This is a genomic window from Sphingobacterium sp. Lzh-3, assembly GCF_046764375.1.
Lineage (GTDB): Bacteria > Bacteroidota > Bacteroidia > Sphingobacteriales > Sphingobacteriaceae > Sphingobacterium.
Genome location: NZ_CP177226.1, coordinates 1,732,377 through 1,756,112, shown reverse-complemented (window position 1 = coordinate 1,756,112; position 23,736 = coordinate 1,732,377). Strand labels below are relative to the sequence as shown.

General features: G+C 43.4%; 13 protein-coding genes. 1 reads left to right on the top strand and 12 read right to left on the bottom strand.

Features of this window, described 5'->3' with window-relative positions:
- Positions 1-64: 64 nt before the first annotated feature.
- The 7 genes from ACLCDV_RS07100 to ACLCDV_RS07070 all read right to left on the bottom strand — a co-directional run bounded on the left by ACLCDV_RS07100 (position 65) and on the right by ACLCDV_RS07070 (position 13,050).
- Entirely contained in the window at positions 65-1,906 is a 1,842-nt protein-coding gene (locus ACLCDV_RS07100) for an alpha-L-fucosidase (RefSeq protein ID WP_411973278.1), read from the bottom strand.
- 53 nt (positions 1,907-1,959) lie between these two features.
- A complete protein-coding gene (locus ACLCDV_RS07095; protein ID WP_411973277.1) occupies positions 1,960-2,925 on the bottom strand; it encodes an SGNH/GDSL hydrolase family protein in 966 nt (321 codons plus the stop codon).
- Between the two features lie 29 nt (positions 2,926-2,954).
- The gene (locus ACLCDV_RS07090; protein ID WP_411973276.1) at positions 2,955-5,597 is read right to left on the bottom strand and encodes an alpha-L-fucosidase; all 2,643 of its coding nucleotides are present in this window, start codon (positions 5,595-5,597) and stop codon (positions 2,955-2,957) included.
- Positions 5,598-5,624: 27 nt separating this feature from the next.
- Entirely contained in the window at positions 5,625-7,385 is a 1,761-nt protein-coding gene (locus ACLCDV_RS07085) for a RagB/SusD family nutrient uptake outer membrane protein (protein WP_411973275.1), read from the bottom strand.
- A gap of 17 nt (positions 7,386-7,402) precedes the next feature.
- Positions 7,403-10,906, bottom strand: coding sequence for a SusC/RagA family TonB-linked outer membrane protein (locus ACLCDV_RS07080; protein ID WP_411973274.1), 3,504 nt, complete (start codon positions 10,904-10,906; stop codon positions 7,403-7,405).
- A gap of 253 nt (positions 10,907-11,159) precedes the next feature.
- Positions 11,160-12,386: a FecR family protein gene (locus tag ACLCDV_RS07075; protein ID WP_411973273.1), complete on the bottom strand. Its 1,227-nt coding sequence runs from the start codon at positions 12,384-12,386 to the stop codon at positions 11,160-11,162.
- A gap of 64 nt (positions 12,387-12,450) precedes the next feature.
- Positions 12,451-13,050: an RNA polymerase sigma-70 factor gene (locus tag ACLCDV_RS07070; RefSeq protein WP_294350935.1), complete on the bottom strand. Its 600-nt coding sequence runs from the start codon at positions 13,048-13,050 to the stop codon at positions 12,451-12,453.
- Positions 13,051-13,206: 156 nt separating this feature from the next.
- Between ACLCDV_RS07070 and ACLCDV_RS07065 the strand changes: the two genes are divergently transcribed.
- Complete coding sequence (locus ACLCDV_RS07065; RefSeq protein WP_411973272.1) at positions 13,207-14,355, top strand: alginate lyase family protein; 1,149 nt, start codon at positions 13,207-13,209, stop codon at positions 14,353-14,355.
- 59 nt (positions 14,356-14,414) lie between these two features.
- Here ACLCDV_RS07065 and ACLCDV_RS07060 read toward each other — a convergent pair whose 3' ends face one another.
- The 5 genes from ACLCDV_RS07060 to ACLCDV_RS07040 all read right to left on the bottom strand — a co-directional run bounded on the left by ACLCDV_RS07060 (position 14,415) and on the right by ACLCDV_RS07040 (position 23,675).
- Positions 14,415-15,920: a glycoside hydrolase family 32 protein gene (locus tag ACLCDV_RS07060; protein ID WP_411973271.1), complete on the bottom strand. Its 1,506-nt coding sequence runs from the start codon at positions 15,918-15,920 to the stop codon at positions 14,415-14,417.
- A gap of 66 nt (positions 15,921-15,986) precedes the next feature.
- The gene (locus ACLCDV_RS07055; RefSeq protein ID WP_411973270.1) at positions 15,987-17,591 is read right to left on the bottom strand and encodes a glycoside hydrolase domain-containing protein; all 1,605 of its coding nucleotides are present in this window, start codon (positions 17,589-17,591) and stop codon (positions 15,987-15,989) included.
- 75 nt (positions 17,592-17,666) lie between these two features.
- The gene (locus ACLCDV_RS07050) at positions 17,667-18,779 is read right to left on the bottom strand and encodes a hypothetical protein (RefSeq protein ID WP_411973269.1); all 1,113 of its coding nucleotides are present in this window, start codon (positions 18,777-18,779) and stop codon (positions 17,667-17,669) included.
- A 43-nt stretch (positions 18,780-18,822) separates the two neighbouring features.
- Positions 18,823-20,505 (bottom strand): RagB/SusD family nutrient uptake outer membrane protein, encoded by a 1,683-nt coding sequence (locus tag ACLCDV_RS07045; protein ID WP_333577019.1) that lies wholly within the window; start codon positions 20,503-20,505, stop codon positions 18,823-18,825.
- A 44-nt stretch (positions 20,506-20,549) separates the two neighbouring features.
- Positions 20,550-23,675, bottom strand: coding sequence for a SusC/RagA family TonB-linked outer membrane protein (locus tag ACLCDV_RS07040; RefSeq protein WP_411973268.1), 3,126 nt, complete (start codon positions 23,673-23,675; stop codon positions 20,550-20,552).
- Between the last annotated feature and the right edge of the window lie 61 nt (positions 23,676-23,736).

Here is a 23,736-nt window from a genome sequence, read left to right as displayed (position 1 = left end):
TTCAGTCCTTGACGGCAAAATGGTTTATGTTTGGATGATTTGTTCAGGTTTTCTTAAAGATAGTTTATTCTTGTATAGGAACCAAAGTAATCGAAGCAATCTCTGGCAAAGTATCGCCTTCGATGGCTGTAGCCTGCAAAATCACCTTCGTACTGGGCTCACCAATTACTTGCTGGGATACCTCAATGGTTCCCATGACCACTTCCTTAAATTTAGCTTCTTTTTCAGTGACAAACGTCCATGGGAGCTGCTGTCCGAGCATCGAGAGCACAATTTTACCGTGCTGATTGCTATTCGCCAGATAATTGACGAGCACACGATACTTCCCTGGTTTTTGAATTTTGATATCCCAAAAAACTTTATCCGCAAGGTCTTTCCATTGACCAATGGCGTTCGGGCGGTTTGGATCATGGGTATGTGCACCAATAATTTTTAATCCCTTTCCTTCCTGTAATTTTGCATTATTTGCGTTCATCACGATACGTCCATCTGCCTGTGTCTGGGTCAGGCTTTCCTCAACAATTGGTTTTCCCTGGATTTCGACAACAATAACCTTCGGTCCTTTCTTACTATCGAAGATATCGACAGGAATTGCTGGTTTTCCGTTTTCTAAAGTAGATTTTAACTTCATGTTAGGTGAAGCTAGGGCGTAGACAGCCGTCACTTTATTTTTGATGGGCAGATTTATTTTTCCATCGGCCGGGCGATCAAAAACATGCAGATATAGCTTTCCATTTTTTTGGGTACAATACCCCCAATCCAAGGCTTGGAAAGGACTCGCGGTGGTACCGTAAATAGATTCGCCATTGACCTTCATCCATTCCCCGATTTGCTCCATAATCCGCACCGCAGGTTCAGGAATGGCACCATCACCATCAGGTCCGACATTTAACAGGAAATTCCCCCCTTTACTCACCGTTTCCACAAATAATTGCATGATCTTGGGAAAACTTTTCCAATTTTGATCATGGGCGCTATAACCATAACTTTCATTCATGGTATGGCTCACCTCCCAGTACATACCCGGCAAACCTGTTGGTGGAATATATTTTTCGGGAGTTCCGATATCACCATTCTTATTTTCGAGACCGTTCCAAAATCGATTATTGATAATAATATTGGGCTGCCATTTGATCAGGTCTGTCAAAATATGCTTTGTCCCCCAGGCTTCGCCCTCATGCTGTTTGCTGCTGAAATCGGGCCACAGCATGTCCAGCCGCCCATAGTTTTGTGCAAGTTCCTTGATCTGCCCATATAGATAGGCTTTGTAACGTTCATGATCTGGCTGATGCTTATTCACATTCGGGTTCAGCTGAAAAGCTTCATAAGAATCGGGATGCTGCCAATCCAGGAGCGAATAATAAGCTCCTACTTTCATTCCCTCCTGACGGAAAGCATCCATAATTTCGCGGTAAAGATCTCTTCCTTTCGGCGATAAATTTGCCGTACCCGTAACATCATTTTTCAAGGCATAAGGTTGCTGGCTATTGAACAGGCTAAAGCCTTCGTGGTGTCGGGAGGTCAGTACCATATACTTCATTCCCGTTTTTTTCGCAAGGCGTGCCCAGGACTTTGGGTCAAAAGAACCTAAAGTAAATTTTGGTTTCAGTACTTCGGCATACTGCTTACTGGGAATTTTCCCCCAGGTTTGTATCCATTCGGCATAATGTTGTGGATATTGTTTCCCTTCAAATGAACCACCTGCAGCACTGTACAATCCCCAATGGATAAATAACCCAAAACGGGCCTCTTTAAACCATTCCATACGTTTATCTTGCGTCTCCTGCCAACCTGCAACACCTTCATACGGTGGCGATTTGGTCTGTGAAATAGCAACATCGGTCATACACAGCAACATTCCCACAGCTGCTGCACACTTCCATTTAAAAAAATTGATTTTCATCATGATATAGATTTATACATAAAAGTTCATTTATTCGGATTGCAAGCTATCGCCGATCAGAAACCCAACGCTTTAATTTCATCCTGAATAACAGCATATGCTTTGCTAGCATCTTCTATTGGAATTCCCTTGGATAGTCCGGGTCGTTTATGACCTGTATAGGTCAGCCATGCGTCTTTCATCATCGTCTGCCTTTTCAAAACAAGCGTATATAACTGGCGAAGTTTTGGTTGATTCTGCAAATTGTCATCCCATGTGCTTTCAATCGGGAAATCAGGCATCAGGTGCTGTACTATTTCCTTAGCCATTAGCCAATGCCCCAACTCTCCGGGGTGCACCCCATCTGCGGCCAGTTTAAACTGAGCGTCTTTCTCGATCTTAGCTTCCAAGTAACGACGCATGGGAAAATGCAGGTCTATGATTTCCCAGGAATGCATTTTGGCATAGCCGATAAGCCATTCGGCATAGCGATCCAATACTTTATTGTAGCCATTGAGCCGAAGCTGCGGATCATCATGTACCGGCGGGGTCATCCATAGGATGCGCTTGACGCCCCGATCGACCAAACGTTTGTGCAGACGGATAATTCCATTTTTATAGGCTTCAAAACGGATAGCATCAAAAGGGAGATAAATGCCGTCATTCATACCGTAACAAACAAAAACAACCTCAGGTTTTATTTTATCGAGCACATTGTCCAGTCGATCAAATAGACAGGGGCGTGGAAATTTTCCATCGGCATGATTCGGTTCACTGAGTCCAGAAACGGTCTCACTTGGTAAGCCCGAATTAATAAACTGAGGTTTCCTTTTCGGGTGACTGCTCAGGAATAGACTTTCTGTCATAGCGACATATTGCCCCGCGTAAGTAATACTATTGCCTAAAAAAAGTACTTTCTGTGCATCCCCCCAGCCAAAACTATCCGTTTTTTTCTGCCCAATAGCTTGTCCATACCATATACTAAAGCAGAGGAAAATTGGCAAAAAGCGTATTTTTTTTGTTTTTAATAATAGATTCAACATCGTTATAATTGATAAAGCTAATAGCTGGATTAGCCTAGTTTTATTTTTAGCGCATAGCCCAAGCTGCTGTTTTGTATCTTCTTGGGTAATTTCAATTGCAATCCATGGTTATCCTGCTGGAAATCGATTTGACCAAACCCTAGAATTTCCACTGATTTCACTTTAGCCTTATTCTGGTTCAAGGACTGTACCTTGACGATTCCATCTTTGGGTACTACAAGAGCCATCGCATATACAAAATCATTCTTCTGAGTAAACCAAAAATCCAAGGCTGTCAATGATACTTTAAATCCTTCCCTTTCCCGTTGCTCGGTATCTGTTATCCGTACTGTTGTTGGTCCCTCATGCGAAATGGTCCAGGGCGATGTCCCATAAACCGCTTCGGCATTGAGCCGCAACCATTTCCCTAAGATAGCAAGATTTTTCTTTACCGGTGTGGCTACATTTCCTTGTGCATCTGGACCAATATTAAGCATATAATTTCCTCCTTTACTGACAATTTCAAGGAGCCAATACCTTAATTCATCCACATTTTTCCAATCGTGGTCATAAGATTTATAGCCCCAGGAATGGTTGAATGTTCCAATGGCTTCCCAAGGTCTGGTAAAACGCTCAGAAGAGTCAGGAATCCGATTATCTCCCGGAATGGCATAATCGCCCATACCATTGCCAATTCGCTCGGAGACAATTACACGTGGATTACAATCATACACGGTTTTATAGAATCGAAAGCTCTGTTCTGCAGTCATCAATCCCGGCATATCAAACCAGATATATTTCAACTGTTTAAACCGCGTCAAAATTTCCTTTACCTGAGGAATTGCTTTTTCGTTGAGATACGAAGCGAAAGAATTTTCGCTGGGATCCCAGAGATTGGCACCAAAAGCATCGGTTTTGGCATGAACAAGATCATGCTGTGCCTTTGTTACCGCATATTGCGCGTCGCTACCATCCCGCCAGTCGATATTCTGTGAATAATAGATACCAAAATCGAGTTTGTGCCGAAGACAAGCATCATAAAGTTCCTGAATGATATCGCGTTTAAAGGGCGTAGCCTGCTTGCTATTGAATGAACTAACCGCTGAACCATAGAGGGCAAATCCGTCGTGATGTTTGCTCGTCACAACAAGATACTTCATCCCTGCGTCCTTGGCCATTTTAACAATTTTTTCGGCATCAAAAGATTGCGGGGAGAATTGATCCGCCAATTTTGCATAAGTAGACCGAGGAATTTTTGCAACCAGTTGAATCCATTCAGCAACACTCGGGCTACCCAAATCTTCCATTTTTTGCCCATTCCATATCCCTGCCGGAATAGCATACAGCCCCCAATGGATAAATAGACCAAATTTCTGCTGCTGAAAATCTTTTAATGCCTTTGCCTTCTGTCTATTCATCTCCCCCCATTCGTTCATCAATTGTGTAAGCTGATGGTTTCGCTTGTTCCAGCGCATTAATGCTTCTAGATAATAATAATCTGCATACACTAGCGGGACGTCAATCTCCCCTTGATGCGGAATACTGCCTACACTATGCTTCAGCACAAACAAACCGTTTGCTCCAACCGCACTGGAGTACTGCGGTGAACCCAATGAGCGCAAGATCGCTTCGGCGACATCCAAATATTCCTGTTGTTGTCCAGTTCCTATGTAGTCAACCAGTTCCAGCAATGCCGAAGCAGTAACCGCTGCTGCCGACGCATCCCGTGGAATAGTCTCAAAATCTGCTTTGCGATAATTCCAGTTTGGGACATATCCAGCTTGATTTACATCGAAGTCCCATTGTGGCACCTTATCTTGAGGCAGGCGCGGATGCTTTATATAAAACTCAGCCATTTTTAGCGCAGCCTGTAAAAACTTAGGATCCTTCGTTTCACGGTACATCACAACAAACCCATACAATCCCCAGGCCTGCCCTCTAGCCCAAGCGGAATTGTCCGAAAAACCCTGTGCCGTTTCGCGGCTCAATACAGCACCGGTATTGGGGTCATAGGTAACCACATGATAAGAACTGTAATCTGCGCGATATTGATTTTTCAGCGTCGTTTCGGCGTGTCGAATAGCGGCATTACGATAAACAGAATCCCCGGATAATTTGGAAGCTAAAAAAAGAAGTTCCAAATTCATCATGTTGTCGATAATGACAGGGAATTCATACGTATGTTTACCATCCCAAGAGGAAAAGGTATCCCAAGACTTAATTGCACCAACCTTCGGATTGAAACGTGTCAATAGCGATTTGGCGCTCTGGATTAAAATTGATTTGAATGTAGTATCACCAGTTAACCGATAGGCATTTCCATAACTGCAGTTCATCACGAAACCAATATCATGGTGCTGCGTATTATATTGATTTTGGCGTAATGAATTCGTCCATTTTAGTGCAGCGTCCCGCCATTGATCCTTGCCGGTATACTCAAAGACATACCAAAGGCAGCCTGGCCAAAAACCACCCGTCCAGTCCCGGATATCTGTAAAAGTTGTTTTTCCCGTCGGATCTGCCGATCGTGGATACTTACGCAGATCGCTATGATCGTCATACAACAAAGCGTACTGCCGCTGGGCCAAATCAAATCCCTTTTTTACCATATCGCTTGTATCCGCACGTAGAAAAAAAGGATAAAAAAAACTCAAAAAATAAATAAAGTATAGGCTATATCTAAAAAAAATCATGTTTAGGTTTATTTTATATCCATAAAACTAATCGATCCACCCCGGGTTCTGCACCAGGTTCACGTTCATCTGTATTTCTGAGGTCGGGATAGGCCATACGTTCAGGAAGTCACCCTTATAGCTATAATTCCCAACATTTGTCCCCCAAACCTGCTTACGTCCATTGCCCGCTTGAAATACTTTCTCTTTCCAGGTTCCCCAACGCAATTCGTCAAAGTAATTGATCCCTTCATTCGGGAACTCAACCCGACGTTCATTACGAATACGTAGGCGTAAGTCCTCCTTCCCGCCAACGGTAGTTGCAGCATTGGAATTTAAAAGTGCTACTCCCGCACGCTGACGAACTTCGTTAACTTTTGCTATTGCTTCATTTAATTTACCTTCTTCATTCAACGCTTCGGCCCACATCAATAAAATATCAGCATAGCGGAAAATCGGAAAATCGATAGGACCATAATTGCGATCCACAATCTCATTGACTCCTTCAGCGACAAATTTTCGATAGAAATAGAAGAAATTGATCTGTGTATCACTCTGAATATCGCCGTCTACCTGTGCCTGCCCGCGAAATGGCCAGCGCATAAATTGAAGACTTTCAACATTCGTAAAATTATAGGCACCCCTAAAAGTCGAATAAGGCGTCACGACATTGGCCTGCAAACGGGGATCACGATTTTCATAGGCCTTTTTTATACGCTCCTCATTGCCTTGCGGTAGATAGAGACTCATCTTTGCACCTCTCAACGCTGCTGCAGCTTTCTCGGCCTCCGTGAGATTGTTGCGCAGAAAAAACACCTCCCTTTCATTTTCGGTTAGACTGCTGTATCCGGGAATAATTTTATCCCATTCAAACTTAGAACCATCGTTATTTTCATAGAGATCGACCAAATGTGGCGAAGGCATGTAATAATTCCAGCCACGCGAATAAACCGAGGGCCAACCACAAAACAATTGCATATTATTTCCATAGCCTGACTCACTCCGATGCTGAATAGAAAAAATCATCTCAGGACACTGTTCATTAGCTTCTTTAAACAAAGCTTTATAATCTCCAAAAAGTGTGTGGCCAGCATCTTTTACTTTTTGAAAATCTGCCGAAGCCTTTGCCCAATCTTTTCGATAGAGATAAACTTTACCCCGTAAGGCATAAGCTGCCGCCTTTGTTGCATGTCCATAATTCGCATTCCCTGCAGGATAACGATCCGGAAAATTAGTTTCTGCGATACAATCGTTCAAGTCTGCCAGGATTTGATTCCAGACATCATCTTCCGAACTACGTCCTTTGATGGCCTCGGCTGCAGTAAACGGCTCAAGGTAGATGGGAACCCCTTTGTAGAGCTGATTGAGCCGAAAATAAAAGTAAGCACGTAGAAATTTAGCTTCCGCAATATATTTCGCTTTTTTTTCCGCTGTAGAAGGCGATTTTAGGGGAAGATTCTTTAAGGCATCGTTTGCACGTTGGATACCTTCATATTGAATCTTCCAAACATTCACAAATAAGGGATCACCGGCGGTGATGGTACCGGTCAATAAGGGTTCATCAAAACGTGCCTGCCCAGTATAGGAGAAACGGTCAAACTGATAAAGTTCATAAGGTGAGATCAGTCCGCTATGCCCCATTAAGAGTCGAAAGGAACTATAGATCCCCGCAATCCCTAAATCAGTTAAATTGTCGGTTGTCCACATCGTTGCGGTGGAGACCGATGAATAGGGGGAAGTATCCAAAAGATCTTTTTTGCAACCCAATATACTTGTTAGCAATACAATTGCTATTATTTTTTTCATCATTTTCATTGTCATTCGGATTAAAAAGTAAGATTCAAACCCAGTGAATATTGCCGCATGGAAGGGTAATTTGTTGTTGAACCTATCTCAGGATCTAAACCAGGATATTTCGTAAATGTCAGCAAGTTTTCACCCGCTAAATAGATCCGTAATTTTGCAATTGATAGACGGTTTGCCAAGCTTTCTGGAAGCGAATAACCCAATTGTAGGTTACGTAGCTTCACAAAAGAAGCGTTATACAAATAATAATCGCTGGTACGTCCATTCTGTGCATCTGTCACTCCTTTTAAGCGTGGATAATAACCAGTTAGCCGGTTGTTGGGATCGGAAGGATTTGCGGCATTATAATAGTAATGATCGTTGGCAACCAATGCCGGCACCGATTTTCCCTGCGCAACGATGGAAGAATTGAGATAGAGTTCATTCCAGTAATACGCCATACCTGAAGAAGCAGACCAAATCATGGATGCATCAAATCCTTTATAGGCCATGTTGATACTGAGGCCGTAATTGAATGCAGGAGTTTCTCTTTTGCCCATAAACTTTTGGTCATAGACGTTCCCGTAGATACCATCACCGTTCATATCCGAATAGATCAAGTCACCATACCATATCTTGGTAGGGTCTATGCCATCGGCAGGCTGAAATGAGTAACCTGCAGCGACCATAGCCTTCAACCATTCCATATCCTGTTCCGTCCGGATCATACCGTCGCGCGGTCCTCCATTTTTATCGACAGAACCATCTGCTAAAAAATGGCTTCCCGAACCTCGGTATACATTGTACAAGTAAAATTCATTGATTTCGTGTCCTTCTAAAATACGCTGGTTGACACCGGTAGAAACCATACCGATGTTGGACTGGTAAACACGATTACCGGCCGCATCCGTTACATAGCCCTCCGACAATGCCCCTTTATATTTTTCTACCCGATTGGTATTATAGGCGAAGTTGGCCGATATTCCATAGTTAAAACCGTTGATTTTATCTTGGTATCCCAGCGTCAATTCAATCCCCCGCTTGCTAACTTCGGCAATATTCATCGTTGCCGCTGTAGCGGTTCCAGTTGTGGCTGGAATGGTCGGAACATATAGGATTCCATCGGTATAAGCACGGTAGGCATCAAAATCGACTGTTAATTTATTTTTCAATGCCGTGGCTGTAAAACCTACATTTGTTGTTGTGGTCGTTTCCCAGTGTAAAAGATCGTTTCCTAGTTTAGTCTGTGCCAATCCTCGAACAGCCTGATTATTGAAAGAATAGTTGACCGTACCATACGAGGGAAGATGATCGTAATTACCCGGAGAGGCATTATTTCCGGTTTTCCCCCAAGAGGCCCTTACTCGCAAATCATTCACAAAAGATTTGAGTGGGCTCATAAAAGATTCTTCCGAAATACGCCATCCCACAGAGAAGGCGGGAAAGAACCCCCAACGTTTGGCATTTCCAAATCGAGATGATCCATCGTACCGTACCACCGCTTCCGCAAGGTATTTATTAGCGTAAGCATAATTTGCGCGACCAAAAAAGGACCGTAACCCGTAGTCAAGCTCATCCCCCGTAATGGAACTCATTGTCGTCGCCGAATTAAATGTTGTCAGGTCTGGATGCACAAGTCCAAGTTTGGCCGCTCCGATATTATACTGGTTAAAGTACTGTTCATTATATCCCAAGATACCGCCCACATCGTGTTTGCCAAAAGATCCTGAATAACGCAATACATTATCAAGAATCACATTGTAGCTCTTGGTTAACCCATACTGGGTAGTTATTTGTCCTGCAGACAGCGCTGCCGTACTTAATTTGTTGGTTGCAAAATTCCATTTTTCATAAGGCACCTGATGAGAATTCGTTTCGGTATAGGCATGATTATAATTTATCCTTGATTCAAACTCCAAGCCTTTCATGAGATTTAACTTCGCAAATATTGTGGTATTGAATCGATTGACCTGATTCTTTCCACCCATCCCGTTTAGAAAAGCCAAGGCATTGTTTGCGGTAGCCGATTCTTCGGCAGCAGCCGGGAAACCATAGACCCCGTTATAGAAAGGATATACTCCAGGTACAGTTTGGGTCAGATAAGAATATGCTGTGACCACATCGGCGACGCTCAAATTCTGCATATCGCCAAAGGTCTGGGTACCCACAGTTAAAAACTTGGCAACTTTAGACTGTAAGTTAATACGCAGACGTATCTTGTCTGCTCCTGTTTCGGGCATCGTCCCCGGATTGTTGAAATAGCCCACTGAAAAGAGGTATTGCGTCTGTTCGCTGCCGCCATTTAGAGAAAGATTATGATTTTGTAAAAGCTTGCGTTGTCCAAAAAGCACATCACCCCAATTGGTATTTGGATATGCGACTTCATTTGGAATACCAAATTCTGTTAACCCTGTTGGATTTTTCTTCGCTTCTTCCCAGAGGTTGATTGTTGCATCAGTATAAACAGCCGCTTGCCCTAAATTTTTGAAGCCTTCATTAACAAGGCGCATATGTTGTGCGTAATCGGTAATAAATTCGGGTACATTATTGGGGCGCAACATCGAAACCATGCCCGTATAAGACACATTATTTTTTCCCTTGGCTCCCTTTTTTGTCGTAATTAAAATAACGCCATTCGACCCCAAGGATCCATAGATCGCTGCTGTTGCCGCATCTTTTAAAATCGAAATTGACTCCACATCGTTGGGATTAACGGCATCCATAGATCCGACAATACCATCGATCACAACCAAGGGGGACGTATTGTTTAAAGTTCCCTTTCCACGAATCAGTATACTAGCACCGTCTGCACCTGGTTTTCCCGTTGTGGCCTGTACGTTAACGCCCGCCGCGAGTCCAGCCAGTGAAGAACTAAGTGTGGAGGTTGACCTATTCTCTACCGAACTTCCGTTCACGGTTGACACCGCACCAATTACATTTGCGCGTTTCTGGCTTCCATACCCCACGACGACCACCTCATCCAGACCACTTACCTCTTCCTGAAGTACAATGGTTAATTCATCATTTCCAGTGACACTTTTTTCCAAACGTTGATAGCCTACGTTTGAAAATACCAAAGTGCCATTTGCCGTTGATAACTGAATCGTAAACCTTCCATCCTGGTCCGTGACCGTGGAAATATTAGCTCCCTTCACTGTAATGGTTGTTCCTACCAGGGCTTGTCCTTTGCCATTAACAACTTTACCAGCAATGCTCCGCTGCAGGACTTCTTTGCGTTCGGTATTTGGCGGATTTCTTTTGGGTTTTATCACGATCACCTCATCTTTTTTGATCCACTCCAGATCCAAAGGTGCTACGATAGCATTTAATGCATCTTCCAATTTGGCATGCTGTATATTGACTGACAAACGTGCCTGAGCCAATGACTTGCCAGTTAAGAAAAAATTAACACCACTCTGTTTTTGGATATCGCGCATCACCTCATTTAAGGTGACGTGCTTAGCGGTTAAGTTTATGGTCTGCGCATTTCCCTCTGCAAACAGCTGCATCGCGGTCAGTAAAGAAATGAGTACGATCAATTTCATAATCAGTATACTTCGTAAAGTTAAACTCCACGGGTGTAGCCTAACAAATGGATAAAAAATCATATGTTTGTACGGTTTGTATGTTATTTATAAATGGTTATCAAAAATTTGCCTTTGGGCAACACTTGTAAGTATATGCATCCAATTCAAGGCAGTGCCCCCCAGCACTGCCCTTTTTGTTTTGCTTATACCCTTTTCCGGATTAAGTGGAATCCATGATCATTTCTTTTTTCATCTTTATTTAGGGTTTTAATTACAACGGTCTAACATATAGGATATTCTTTTCATCGCTTTTGCTCAGCTCAAAACGCAATCCACCTTCTTCCAATACGTCAAGTACGTCGCGAAGTGGCTTGCTTCGTTTTATACGACCATAGAAATGTGTTTGCGGTACCTCGCCCTTATACTTCACTTCGACATTATACCAGCGACCGATCTGCTGCAGTGCATCCGAAAGCGGTGTTTCGTCAAAATAAAACAAACCTTCTTTCCAGGCGGTAAAGGGTGCTGTATCCACATTTGCGAGCTGTATTTTTCCGTCATTGGTATTGGTCGATTGCTGGCCCGGTAGCAGGTATATTGCTTCTGAATATCGATTATTGTTCGATAATTTAACCTTTCCCTTGACTAAAGTCGTCTTAATCGTTGTATTATCGGGATAAGCATTGACGTTAAAGGCAGTCCCGAGCACCTCAATTTCCTGTCCTTTACTCAGCACTCTGAAAGGTCGTGCGCTATCTTTCGTCACTTCAAAAAAGGCCTCGCCTTCCAAACGAACTCTTCGTTCATTTTTAGCAAAGCTCATCGGATATTTTAGCGAAGAGCCCGCATTGAGCCATACTTTTGTCCCGTCGGGTAAAGTAATCTGGTATATGCCTCCTAACGGAGTGGCTAACTCCAATATAAGCTTACTTGGATCTGCCGCCATCGCCTGTTTATCTAATGCCGCAGCAGCGATAGACTTTCCATTTTCGTAGGTAATACTTTCTCCCATCACAATTCCCGATGCCTGTTTATCGAGTTCTAAAAGTGTGCCGTTCGCTAAACGCAGGGTAGCACTGTTTCCGCCAGGATTTACAACATCACCCGTTGTATCTTGCATCCTCACGAGGTTAATGTCTGCCTGAACAGGACTCGTCTGTTGCTGCCAGAATAGCATTGTAAAAATAAAGAGCAGTAGGCAAGCCGCCGCAGCCCAATAGGGCCATCCGATTGAAAACTTAGGTTTATCGCGCTCCTGTGTGCCTTGCTGAATTTGCTTTTTGATATTTCCGAGCACTATTTTTTGCCTGGATTCACTCATTTTTCCTGCAGCAGAAGGCTGGAGTAAACTAGTGACTATAGCCTGATCGATGGCATCCTGATCCCCGATGTCGGTAGCAGAAAGCGCATGCTGTAGCCATTCGATCTCTTCAAGCGAACAGTTCCCTTCTTTATATTTTTGAAGTAATTGGTCTATTTTAGATTTATTGGTCTCCACTGAGCTGTATTTTTACTAGTAAATACACACTTCGTAGCATAAAGGTCTGCTCTAGAAAAAAAAATTAATTTGCAGCATGTAAAAGCAGAATCATTAGGAGGGCCGAGAAGCCATTGTCCTGCAATGCACCATGTCGGATAAATTTATTGGCTTTAACAATATGGTCACGAACAGTAGCAATCGAAATATCCATTTCTTCGGCAATCTCCTTATAGCTTTTACCTTCAAGCTTAGATAACCTAAATATTTTTTGGCGTTGTTTGGGCAATCTACTCAACAAGTTTTCTACCAAGACCATGGCCTCCTTGGAATCGAGCACTTTATCAATGGTATTTTCAGATTCCAATGCGCCATAGGCGAGCTGGACTTCAGATTCCATCTCCAATTTCAAGCGTCGCTTGAAATTAAATGTGATGTTACGCGAACAGGTAAATAGAAATGCTGCAAAAGATTGTTCAGGATCTATTTTTGACCTATTTTCCCAGATACGTAGAAAAACATCCTGAAGTAAATCTTCGGCACTAGTTTCATTTTTCAGAAACTTAAGGATATTGGCATAGATAATCTGGCTATAACGATGGTACAAGATATCAAAAGCCTGTATATCTCCATGATGGAGTTGGCACAAGAGTTCCTTCTCAGGCAGATTTTGATTGATGTCCATAATTGATTATTCTAGGCATGAAGTTAATTACTTCGCTGCAATAATTCAAATGAAATTTCTGAACACCAGTAAACTTATGTTATTTTTTTCTTAATTTGCAGTAGCTAATCCCCCCATAGCGACGAAACCGATCGATAAACGTATCCATTTAGAACCATGCAAAATTTCATATATTTATTTTCTGGCCTACAGGACCAAACCACTCAATTTTTAAAAATAGGATTGACCTTGTTGATAGTCTGTCTATTTATTTGGCCTTCACATGGTCATGGGCAATCCTTAATGCACCCCATTACCCAGATCAATTATGTTAAATTACAAATCAACAAAAAATCCGAACCGGTATATGCGGCATACAAGCAGTTGGTTACGCTGGCCGATTCTCTTTTATTAACTGACCATCATGCAGTTGAAGATTTTAGTGTACCCGGCTTTTATAACGATAAAGAAGGCCAACGTGCTATGGCAAAAAAGCTCCATGCGGATGCTTTCGCTGCCTATTGTACGGCCTTGGCGTATACCTTAAACGGTGAGCAAAAGTATGCATCCAAGGCCTTATATTTCATTAACTCCTGGGCCACAATCAATAAAAAATACAGTCAGTTTGACGGACCAGTTGTGCTTTCTTATGCGGGAGCCGGATTAATGATTGCTGCCGAATTACTTAAAAACGATCCCCTTTGGGCGAAGAAAGATCGCGATCATTTTAAGGTCTGGGCCATCGATGTCTATCAAAAAGCGACACATTTCTTACGCGAAAGATCCAATAATATTGCGGATTGGGCGAGGTTTGCGAATCTACTTTCGGCAAACTTTCTTGATGACCAAAAAGAGCTTTCTTTTACAATAGACTTGATCAAGGCTGATCTTTTCGAAAAGATCGCAGCTGATGGTCATCTTATTGAGGAAGTAAAACGGGGTGAGAAAGGTTTATGGTACACCTACTTTTCATTAGCACCATTGACAGCCTCCATGTGGTGTATACACAATGCCACGGGAGAAAACCTATTTACCGCCACGAAGGATGGAAAATCGGTCAGGCAGGCCCTTGACTATTTATATTATTACAATCAACATCCAACTGAATGGCCTTGGTTTAAAAATCCGGACGTTGACATGCTAGACAGGACAGCAGGAGTTTGGCCCTCCAATCTCTTTGAGGCCATGAAGGATATTTATAATACATCGAAATTTGATCCGTATCTTTCCATGTACCGTCCAATAGTTTACAAAAAAAATCATTTTGCGTGGACTTTCCCCACACTAATGCCAGCACACTTGCACCTCGAAAATAAGACCAAGTAGCGAAGTATAAAGCGATCCTTGTCTTATCAAGGATCGCTTTAATGGCAAAAATCCAGCTCTTATCTCTTAAATGCAGAAATACCGATTTCCTGAAACTCCAGCTTTTTATCGCCCACGATACGCAGCTTGGTTATCGGCGTTTTTGGAAAAAATAAACTGGTCATTACCGTTAGCCCCTCGTCTGCAAAAAGTTCCACAGAGCTCACATCAACATACAAACTGAAAGAAAGTGCTCCCTTATTTTGCAGCCGTTGTGACAAAGCTGTCTTTGAGAAATCTCCATTAAAAGACACTTCACCGGACTTAGAACGATCGATATAATAGGTATTTTGGTCTTCACGATAACCAATAACCAATTCGTCGCCAGATTCATTTGATAAGATGACTTTAAAAGCCTGCTGCTTCAAATTTTTGAGGTCCAAACGGTACGCTTGTGGGAGATGTTGGCCGAACGAAACTTCCTTCGTTCCACCGCCATGGTATTTTTTTAGTGGACGAAATGCGGTTTCAATTTCTTTGGGAACAGTACTCGAAACGTAGAACGACTGTCCAACTTTTCCTAAAGATAAAACACGAGGTATGGTTGAGGAGGAACGCCATTTTGTGGTAGGAACCACATTGGCATATTGCCAGTTGCTCATCCAGCCAATCATCAGGTGCCTATCCCCTAGGTTACTCCAGGTTACGCCGGCATAGTTATCGGGTCCCCAATCCAACCACTTTATTTTAGTATCCGCTGTTCGGAACTGATGCCCATCAAAGTCACCCACAAAATATTGTGTCACCGAGCCACCGTTGGGTCCACCTGGATTGATGCTCACCAGCAAAACCCATTTTGTAGCTCCTTTGTAATCCATGGGGATAAGATCAGGGCATTCCCAGACACCGCCATGGGCCCCCACCTCTTTGCCAAACTCACTTTCCTTCTGCCATGTTTTCAAATCTTTGGAAGAATAGAAAGTAATACAATCTTTTGTAGCCAAGGTCATAATCCAACGTTGGCTATGCACATGCCACATCACCTTTGGATCTCTGAAATCCCATATACCCGGGTTTGGCAATACCGGATTGCCTTTATACTTTGTCCAGGTAAGGCCCTTATCCAAACTATAAGCCAAACTTTGATTTTGATGCAATCCTGTTTTTCGGTCCTCTTCCTGATGATTGTGATGGGTAAAAATAGCGACCATAGCACCTTTTCCAAAACCTGCCGTGTTATCTTTATCGATTACAGCGCTACCGGAGAAAATAGTCCCCAAACTATCGGGATACAATGCGATCTTCTGCTCGTCCCAATGGATTAAATCTTTACTGATCGCATGGCCCCAGTGCATAGGCCCCCAAACGGGGTTTTCAGGATTATGCTGAAAAAAAAGATGATAATTACCGTTCAGATAAACCAGTCCATTGGGGTCGTTCATCCAGCCCTGCTGTGGGGTAAAATGGTAAAGTGGGCGATACTTCTCTTCGGGATCCCCTTGTTTATGCTGTCCTTTCTGTGCCAGACTCGTACCAAAAACACTTAGCAGGAGCATTAAAACACTGTATTTCTTTAATCTTATCATTTTTCTTTTGTTTACATTTCTAATTAGGTTATTGTTCGCTTCAATAGGCAAATATTGCCTCAATTGTCAGGAAGATTTTTCGATTTTCAACCCATTCACTTTTACTGTTCCTTGATCCGCGAAAATAGTCCAAGGGTTTTGATCCATTTTATAGATCCGGTTGGTAAAAGCAACACGATCATTCACATATACGATACCAATCGATTTTTCGATAATAATTTTCACGTTAAAAAGCCGGTTGGTCGGTACTGTAAGTGGCGTAAAATTGAGTTCTGTTTTGCTTCCGCTGCCATTGCGTGCCTCTTTGTTCATAAACAGTGCGGGCATATTCCAGCGATTGGATGAAGTCAGATCAAAAGCAATGCTATATACTTCGGTCGGATCATCACATGCGCCAAATGAAAAACCAAATTTGCTGGATTGGGAAGCATCAATCGTCATTGTCACTTTCACGGATGAAGTGTTCCGGTTAAATTGTGCATAACTTCTTCCGCCAGATTGCGCTGTCAAACTATAGGTTTTATTCGATTCGGAAACTTGACCAACATTGCTCAGTTTTTCAAAGGCGACTTCCGTCTTGAATTTACTGTTTAGGGCCTCCGGAATTTTAGGATATAAACGTCCTGAAGCTCCCTGAACCAACTGATGTGAAATTAAATTTCCAGCCCAGGGCAGTTCGTTGTTATTATTTACTGTTTGCCCGGTCGAACACCAGCCCGAAAGATAACGTGTTGTACCGTCGCTAGCCGTCTTCCCCGCATAGAGATAAAGTCCATCAAAGGTTTCATGATGACCTTCGGCATCCCGACAGATCGTCCAGGGGCCATCCGGAGAATCCGCAACACGATAAAATGTCTTGCGGTGTTCATCCCGGTTGATCCGCGAAAACAAGAGATACCATTTATTGCCCATTTTAAATAAATCCGGGCATTCCAATAGTTCTGCATCTGTTTCGATTCCATATTTCTCTACTGTACCTGTGGTCGCAACGAGCGGTTCAATCATAGACCAACTGCTTAAATCTGTCGACTGATAACGTGCCAGCGTTCCTTTTCCGTCTTTTCGTGTCGTGACCAGCATGACGTAGGCATTGCGGCCTTCATCCCAATAAACCTGTGGATCACGAAAATTATTTCGATCATAGCCCGGGGCAGCCTGCAGCGCCATCGCTGGTTGCTTGGTCCAATTCATCAAATCAGTTGACGTAGCCAACATAATCTTTTCCGCAGGCGTAAAAATATTGTTATGCCCCGTATAGAAACAGTAATACAATGTTCCTTTTTTAATAAAACTTCCTGTTCCGATCCATTCATCCTGACTCCCTACAGCACCCGACGACAATACTTCGGTATACCCCTCAAATGTTCCGTAATCACTTGTCCGTGTGCTATAGATAGGATGCCTGTTGGCATTTTCATAGAGATAAAACAAGTAGAACTTGTTATCGTTGGCATTGTAGTACGGCATTGGATCGCCCACAAACCCCTGCTGGGGTCTGTAGAACCTTTGATAGGGTCCCACCTCCTGTCCCGAAATACAAGCCGTAGAGCTGTCCACAGGCAGTATTTCCATGCGCCTATCCAGCCCTGTCGAACTCTCGTCCCCATTCTTGCAACTTGTCAACAAGCTTAGCAAGAATACTGTCGGAAACAAATACATCTTTGGTCTCATGATTTAAATCTTTCTATTAATCCCTGATTAGCTATCATTTTTGTTTTTATAATAACTTGTTTTGTTTGTACTCGATTACTCTTTGGGTAATGCCTTCAATTCGTCCCAATACATCCGTTGGGTAGGAAATGCCACGGGCTGCCCATTAGGATGCTCATGTGGCATTACCAGTATATTGTTAATGATAGCCTTTCTTCCAGCAGGAATCTGAAAAACCAATTCTTGCCACTCACCGACATGATCTTTCGAATAATTGGCACGCAACCAATCTTTATTCTGTTCGCCATCCGATTGAATTTCCAATTGCACATCACCAGCAACATCTTTCAATACCATCATCGAGAAACGCCCGTATTCTGCCGGATTGATCGTCACTTTATTTGCATTCCAGAGTGCTCCACCGTGCCAGCCTTCACCAGTTTTATTGTCCCGCACAAAAGACGCACAGAAAGGTGTTGCATTAATTCCAGTGGTTTTCGGATTGGGATAAGGTGAATCTACCGTACTCACCCCTAACCCGTCGAAATGTGGAACGCTGGTTTCGCCATTATAAATCATAAGGATTTGTTTGGGTTCTGTACCCAATAGGGCAGTTACCGTGTATTGGAAAACTTGCCCCATATAGGCAAGGCTGTATTTTATGGGGGAACTTAAATCCACGGGCCCACTCTGATTGGGCGTTATGCTCGCTCCGGCTGTAAATTCTATCGCCGGTGATAGGTTCTTTAGGTCTGTCCCCAGGGGTAGGTAAATTTTAATACTTTTATTTTTCTGATCGATGATTCCCGCTTTTTCTCCGATGCGGAATGCCGTTATTTCTGCCTTGATTTCTTTGACGGTTACCTGGTAGGTGTTAAATAGATTACCATTAAACACGCGGTAAGTAATCGGTGTTGTGCCAGAAAATGAAAAGTTCTGAGCGATGCCTGAAGCTGGAGAAACCTTGGCATTGCTTGACAATTCAATTGTCGGAGCCACCGCCGAAAGATCTGTACCTTCAGGAACCATAACAAGAATGGTACCTTTTGCCTGATCTACTTTCCCAATGGTATTGCCGACCTTGAAAGAAACTACATCTACATCTGCACTCAAATTGAGTGTACTATCGGCATCACGCTTGCAGGCAGCGAGAAGGCCGATAAACAGGATGGTAATTCCTACTTTTATATAATTGTTTAATGTGTTCATTGGAATAATTGGTTATGCTAATCGTTCAACAATAAGTGCCTGTTTAATAGCCTGGATTTTGTTTGTACAGATACTTACTTAATCTGATCTGTGCTTCGGGAATCGGCAGATATTCATTCCTATCTGCTGTAAAATGTGCCGAGGAATAATAAGAGCGACGTGACTTTTCTACATCATAATAGGCATTCATGGCCTGGTCTGCAATTCCCCAACGTACCAGATCAAAGAATCTTCCATTTTCCATCGCGAGCTCCAAACGTCTTTCCCAACGTAACGCCTTCCGGGCATTATCTTCGGTCCACACAATATTATCACCATTTTTGTAGGTTTCGATCAGCGTTTTATCATTTGCATAGCCCGTAAGTGAGGTGCTATTTTTTGCCCGCGTACGCACTTGATTGATCAATGGCAGTGCTTCAGCCGATCGATGCAGCTCGATAAGCGCCTCTGCCCGCATCAACAGCACATCGGCAAAGCGCAATACAATTCGATTCTTTGTATTCGCATAGAAGGGTACCATCGGAACGAAACAATCACAGTCGGGATCAACATTTTCTTTTAACGAGGCATAAACAGCATACTCCGCGGGATTACGATTCCAGCTTTCTTCGTATGTTCTTTTGCTACTATACTTGTACGGTAAGCCCGGAATTGCAACTGTATGGAATAACCTCGGGTCATACTTCTCGGAGGTATTAAAGCTATTCAACGCATTATAATTATCCAGTGGTAGACCTTTACCCGTTGTGCGAAACGCATTGACAAGGCTTTGACTCGGTTTATTGAAATCACAACAGCCCACCCCCATAGGTACAGATAGTACATCAGAAAAGTTAACACGCCCAAATTTTGTCCCGTCATCTTTTGAAAACTGAACTGAAAACAGCGCCTCTGTTCCATTTTCATATTTGCCCGGCAAGAAGTTAAATGCAAAGTCGGTTTCCAACGTATGGTTCGATGAAAGCACAATATCCGTATTTTGTACAACCTTTTCCAAATCTCCCGCATCGATACCCGTCACCATATTACGTTCGGCATTGTCCTGACGGTATCCCTTATACAGGTAAGCTTTGGCGAGATAAGCGGCGGCGGCGATACGATTGGCCCGACCGACCTCCGTTTGCACAGCAGGAAGATGATCTACCGCATACTGAAAATCCGCTACAATCTTTTGCCATAGTGCATCGTTGCTTAGGGCTCTATTCGATACGGTTTCATAGCTGTCTACCGGTACATTTTCATCGATATAAGGCACATATTTGAAAAGGATCTTGAGCATAAAGTAAAAATGCCCCCGCAGAAAACGTGCTTCACCAAGTTTTTCTTCCTTCCCATCGAAATTGTCCATTTCCTGTATGGTCTTGATTGTCGTATTGGCACGCGAAATCGCAACGTACAACTGAAACCATAATTTATCCAACTCCGCAAAATTGGTTGTAATGTTATTTGAGACCTCAAGAAAATGAAAGGTCTGGATATCCTGTGGTCCCGATCCGCCTTTATAAGCATCGTCCGACCGAACCGTACCATAGGGCCATAAGCTAAAAGGGACATCATAATGATCGTTGCCCAAAGCAGCATAGGTCGCTGTCAATAATCGTTCTGGCTCTTTAACCTGATCGGAGCTCAGTACACCATTGGGTGTTTGATCCAAAAATTTGGTACATCCCGGAAGTAGTCCAGCAAGAACCATAAGTATCGCTATTTTGGTGGTTATTTTTTTCATCCGTATAAATTATTTATAAGTGTATAGCCTTATTTCTCCCCTTTTTAAAATCCAATATTTACCCCGGCTGTCCAGGTCGTTGGAATTGGATACCCCCAACCTACATTTTCAGGATCTACACCTGTAAAATTCTTTGACTTAACGGTAAATAGGTTCTGACCGGTCACATAGATCCTTAGCCGGCTCATACGCAGGCGTGAGGCTGTTGCTGTTGGCAAGGTATAGCCCAGAGACAGATTCCGGAGTTTCATATAAGATCCATTCTCAATAAAGTAATTTGACAGGCGGCCCTCGTCATTGTTGTTTGTCGTTTGTAAGGCCGGAATCGTCGACGTTGGATTTTGTGGTGTCCATGCATTCAGCAACCGAAGGCCTTTATTGGAATTGACGTCATCCACGCTCCAGAAGTCTGTTTGCTTTTTCAGCCAGTTTTCGACATCTATCCCCTGTACCCCCTGAAAGTATGCCGATAGGTCAAACCCTTTATATTTCAGCACAATATTGAGACTATAGGAAAAATCAGGATGTGGACTACCGATCCAGGTACGGTCCATATCCGTAATCTGCTTGTCCGCATCATAGACGTTGACGTAACGTAAACGCCCTATCCCCTTACCGGTCTGATTGACGTGCGCATCCACTTCGTCCTGATTCTGAAAAATACCGTCGGTGACATAACCATAGAATGATCCCAGCGGCCGGCCGATAATATTATCCCCCTGACGACCTCCATAGGAGTTTTCTACCGCTTCGGGCAAATGTGTCACCTTGTTTTTATAGGTAGAGAACACAGCCATCACATCATAATCCAGTCCAAACGATGTTTTATTGCGATATCCAGCCGATACGTCCAAACCTTTATTTTCCATGGAGGCACCATTCGCCCAACGGTAACCGCCCTCTCCGACCACACCGATATAGGCTGGATTGATCAACATATCTTTAGTTGCTTTGACATACCAGTCAATCGAACCATAGAGACTTTGCTTAAACAATGAAAAGTCCAAACCGATATTCGTCTGCGTTGTGGTTTCCCATTTCAGGTCATTGTTTTCTGTTTGGATTTTGCGATATCCCGACGGTAATTTTCCCGTTCCTGCGCCCGAGAGGTCGTATGCTGTGCCATCCACGATGTTCCATGTGGGATCAGCAACACCATATTCGGGGACGAACAGCGCATAGGTAGCCAGATTACCTATCCCTTGGTTACCTGTCTGCCCCCATCCAACACGCAGCTTGAGGTCCGAAATATAGTTTTTCGTACTTGCCATAAAACGCTCGGACGAAATCCGCCACCCCGCTGTTACCGCCGGGAAAGTGGCAAAGCGGTTATTTTTACCGAAGCGGGAAGAGCCATCGTGCCGCACGGTGAAGGAAGCCAGATAGCGGTCATCATAGGAATAATTGGCCTTTCCAAAATAGGATAACAGCGAGAATCCCGTAGAGCCACCGCCTACTGCCGCTGTGCCCGTACTCACACCCGGCCACATATACTCCGGTGTCTCTATGGCAAAGGCGCCATCTCCGGCAGTATAGGCATTAAAATTGATATCATTCTGACGGTTCATTTCCATACCGGCAAGCACATCTAAGGTATGTTTATCAATCTCTTTCCGATAAGTTGCCGTATTGGACCAAGTCCACTTCATCCCATGGGACTGTTCCATATTAACCCCACTCCGGCTGCTGTTCATGAATCCCGAACGATAGGATACTTCCAAATTACGTTTGTAAAAATTACTATAATCCAAACCGTAACTGGTGCGGACATGCAGACCTTTTATGACCTGTAGATCGGCATAGGTATTTCCAAACAACCGCCAATAATTATATTTATTGTTCCGGTTGTCATAAAGTACACGCATGGGATTATGGCGGTCGTTCATCCCCAATGCTGGCCCACCCCATCCTATTCCATCTACTGTATGGACAGGAATAATGGGCAATGCTTTTAACGAAAGGTCAAGCACATCGCCCGGTACCTGCACTTCACCGGTATTGTTTACCGTAAAATTCTCGCCCACCACCAAGCGTCCATCGAATAATTTATAATCGGCATTCATCCGGGCTGATATCCGCTGGAAATCCGTGTAACGGAGTGTCCCATTGTTGTGCAAATAACCTAAGGAGAAAAAGGAACTGGACTTTTCTGTACCGGAGCTTAATGTCGCATTGTAAGATTGCTGTAATCCCGGTTTTGAAACTTCCTTAAACCAATCGGTATCGGAAGCGTACATGGTATGTTCACGGTCGATATACTTGGAAACAAAAACAGTATTGAGCTGAGGTACGCCATTTGCGTCGTTATTCCATTCAAACTGATAACCAATATTATTTCCGTTAGGGTTTCCACCATTATTGATGGTGGCCTGCCACAATGCACGACCATATTGTTGGGCATCCAGCACTTTCATGCGATTATTAAAATGCGTACTGGTGGCATAGGCGTCTACCGTAAGTTTAGGGGCACCTATCTTTCCTTTTTTTGTTGTGATGACAATAACACCATTCGCTGCGCGCGAGCCATAGATACTCGCCGAAGAAGCGTCCTTTAAAACCTGAATACTTTCGATATCATTCGAATTGAGCTCGTGCATTCCTCCCTGTGTGGGGGTTCCATCAATGACATACAAGGGATCCTGACTACTATTGATGGAACTGATTCCGCGCATACGCACTGTTGCCGCTCCACTCGGACTACCATCCGAAGTTACGGTCATACCAGCGACCCGTCCTTGCAGCGCTTTCATCGGGTTATTTTCCGGAGCCTTCATCATCTCAGTAACATTAACGACACTCACTGCACCCGTCAAATCCTTCTTCCGTTCTGTTTGATATCCCGTAACAACCACTTCGTCGAGCCCTTTTTCGGTAGGCGTAAGCTGAATATCGAGGAACTTTCTTCCTGCTACAGCAATCGCCTGGGAGGCATAGCCGACATAGCTTATTTCCAATGTACCCTGATTGCCCGAAGTCTGAAGGACAAATTCTCCCTTTTCATTTGTCTTGGTGGCTATTGTGGTTCCCTTCACCACTAAAGATGCCCCTACTATAGGTGCTGCTGTCCCGCCATCCGTAATTCTTCCCCGGATTTCAGTCTGTTGCGCAAATGCGACAACAGAAAAAAGTGCCAAAGACGGGAGCAGCATTGCTTTCTGTCTTGTAAACATAATTGGTTATAAGTAAATGGTTAATGATTTAGATTGATTATTTGATTATGATAACGGGTAA